The organism is Streptomyces sp. NPDC044106 (assembly GCF_056433985.1).
On the sequence record NZ_JBWKFZ010000047.1, the window covers coordinates 1 to 2419 of the forward strand.

General features: G+C 70.2%; 5 protein-coding genes. All 5 read left to right on the top strand.

What is annotated here, in order from left to right; all coding sequences use genetic code 11:
• The first annotated feature begins 261 nt into the window (after window positions 1-261).
• Complete coding sequence (locus AC07DI_RS37455; RefSeq protein ID WP_478909442.1) at window positions 262-525, top strand: DUF6284 family protein; 264 nt, start codon at window positions 262-264, stop codon at window positions 523-525.
• 20 nt (window positions 526-545) lie between these two features.
• Window positions 546-971 carry a Pycsar system effector family protein gene (locus AC07DI_RS37460; RefSeq protein WP_478909446.1) on the top strand — a complete coding sequence of 142 codons (426 nt, stop codon included), beginning with the start codon at window positions 546-548 and terminating at the stop codon, window positions 969-971.
• A complete protein-coding gene (locus tag AC07DI_RS37465; protein ID WP_478909443.1) occupies window positions 968-1168 on the top strand; it encodes a hypothetical protein in 201 nt (66 codons plus the stop codon). Before AC07DI_RS37460 ends, AC07DI_RS37465 begins: the two co-directional genes overlap by 4 nt.
• The gene (locus tag AC07DI_RS37470) at window positions 1165-2067 is read left to right on the top strand and encodes a DUF2637 domain-containing protein (RefSeq protein ID WP_478909444.1); all 903 of its coding nucleotides are present in this window, start codon (window positions 1165-1167) and stop codon (window positions 2065-2067) included. Before AC07DI_RS37465 ends, AC07DI_RS37470 begins: the two co-directional genes overlap by 4 nt.
• On the top strand, window positions 2064-2419 hold a 356-nt coding region (locus AC07DI_RS37475), incomplete at its 3' end, for a DNA cytosine methyltransferase (protein ID WP_478909445.1). The genes AC07DI_RS37470 and AC07DI_RS37475, both read left to right, overlap by 4 nt.

Sequence of the window (2419 nt, forward strand, 5' to 3'; positions counted from 1 at the left end):
CGTATCGCCATGGACAGCGGCCACATCACACGGGACGACATCGTCAGCGCCCGCGACATCACCCCCGCCTGACCCGACGTTCAGCCCCGTCCAGCCGCCCCGGGCGCCGGATTGAATCCGGCCCGGGGCACTCGGGCCGCTGTCAGCGGCCTTGCCGCGCAGAGTTCGCGGCCATTCCACCGATAACGGCGCGAGCCCCCGGAGCGGTAACTCCGGGGGCTCTGTTGGGGCCGTTGCCACCTGCTAGGGAGAACACGACCCATGGACCACATCGTCACTGTTCAGGACGCTGTTACCGCATTTAAGCCGTGGATGGAGCCCACGGGCGCGGAGCTGGGCGCCATCGAGCGGGAGATGCCCGTCATCCTGGCGGACGTTGAGCTGTTGGACGCGCAGATCATCACGTTGGACCGCACGCCGAACGAGCTGGACGCCCGGCGCCTTCGCCGGGCTCGCCGCAAGGCCCTCGCCGCCCGCGTGGCCCTCGCCAACACCGCCACGGTGCTGCCGGGGGTGGGCGCGTGAGTGCCATCGACTCCAAGCTGATGGCCGCGCACGCTGAGGTGAAGGCCGAGATCTCCCGGACCGACACCAAGACCAGCCTGCTGCTCGCCTTCGTCGGCGCACTGCTCGCCGGTACCTGGACGGTCGCCAAAGACGCGCCCCTCTCCCTGCCCGCTTACGTGGTGGGTGGTCTCGGTACGGCGCTGCTGCTCGCTGCGGCGGCTCTGCTGCTGCGGTCGGTGCGCCCCAACCTGGGTGGCCGCCACGGCTTCCCGCTGTGGGCCACGCTCAGCGCTGAGGAGATCAGCGCCACCCTGACCACGGACCTGAGTGCGGACATCGCGGGTCTGTCCCGCATCGCGGTGGTCAAGTTCACCGGCCTCAAGCGCGCGGTCGACCTGACCTGCGCGGGTGGCGCGCTGCTCATCCTCGCGGCACTGATCACGGTCGGGGGTGCGCTGGTATGAGCGCGAACCCTTCTCCCAGTGGCTGGGCGTTTGCCCTGATCGTGCTCGGCTCGCTGACCATGATGGCCGCCGCTGCGTGCCTGCTCATGCTGCACGATCCGGCATGGCGGTTCGTGGTGGTGGGCGGGGCTGCGGTGCACGTTGCCGGATGGCTGCTCCACGGCCGTCAGCAGCGCCGGATCGGCGGTGCGACATGAACCGCACCGGCAAGACTTTGCTCATCCTCGCCCTGGTCGCGGTGGTCGGCATGGCGTTCCGCGTCTCGTGGAACGCGCTGCGGGACATCGCCAATGCGGTAGGCGCTGATGCCACGGCCGCGACGCTCTACCCGTTCGTGGTCGACGGCCTCATGGCGCTCGCCCTGGTCGCCACCCTCGTGCTCGCGGGGCGGGATCGGACGTTCGCACTGCGCGTGCTGGGCACCTACACGCTCGCCTCGCTGATCCTCAACTACGTCCACGGGCTGGTTCCCGAACTGCACGGCCGTACGGTCGACTGGGGGCGCCTGGCCGACTGGGACCCCGCGAACTGGGCGCTGGTGTTGCTGGCCACGTCGTTGCCGGTCGGGTCGATCTACTTCGGCTCCGACCTGGTCGCCAAGGTTCTGCACCACCGCCCCGCCCCGATCGAGCAGCCGACCGCGAATGCGGAGGAATCTACCGAGACCGACATGAAACGGTCTACGGCTGACCTGCCCGTATCGACCCCCGCGCCGAGCAACCCGAACGTGGTGGCGCTGCCCCGGCCGGTGCCCGTCGGCTTCGTGAAGTCGACCGTTCCGGTCAAGGCGTTCCCCTCGATCGCTCCGACTCCGGTCGTACCGATCGAACGGCGCCCGGTAGCTGCCGAGTCGGCCCGGCCGCGCCGCGCCACGGGACGCGTTCCGGCGGTGGCGAAGTCGACCCGGCCCAAGCGCACCCCGGAACAGTTGCTCGCCGAAGCACGCGCGGCAACGGCGGACTGGCCGGACGCGAAGGTGACCGGCGAGGGCATCCGCCGCGCCATCCGCACCTCGCCGGCCAACGCCCGCTCGCTGCGGGACACCCTGCTCGCCGAACGGAACGCCGGTACACGACCGGGGCCGGTGGCGGCATGACCGGGTTGCGGATCGGCTCCGTGTGCACCGGTTACGGCGGCCTGGACATGGCCGTGCAGGCCGTGTTCGGCGGCTCGCTGGCGTGGGTGGCGGACAACGACCCCGGCGCGAGCCGCATCCTGGCCCACCGCCACCCCGAGGTGCCCAACCTCGGGGACATCACCGTCGTCGACTGGCGCGACGTCGAGCCGGTCGACCTCTACATCGGCGGCTATCCGTGCCAGCCGTTCAGTTCCGCCGGCAAGAGGAAGGGAATCGCCGATGACCGGCACATCTGGCCCCACATCGCCCGTGCCCTTGGCGTTCTACGACCCCGCTACGCGGTCTTTGAAAACGTCGCAGGGCACCTTTC

Excerpts from the sequence above, each read along its gene's own strand:
- AC07DI_RS37470 (WP_478909444.1), top strand. The coding sequence starts at position 1,165 with ATGAACCGCACCGGCAAGACTTTGCTCATCCTCGCCCTGGTCGCGGTG.
- AC07DI_RS37465 (WP_478909443.1), top strand. The coding sequence starts at position 968 with ATGAGCGCGAACCCTTCTCCCAGTGGCTGGGCGTTTGCCCTGATCGTG.
- AC07DI_RS37460 (WP_478909446.1), top strand. The coding sequence starts at position 546 with ATGGCCGCGCACGCTGAGGTGAAGGCCGAGATCTCCCGGACCGACACC.
- AC07DI_RS37455 (WP_478909442.1), top strand. The coding sequence starts at position 262 with ATGGACCACATCGTCACTGTTCAGGACGCTGTTACCGCATTTAAGCCG.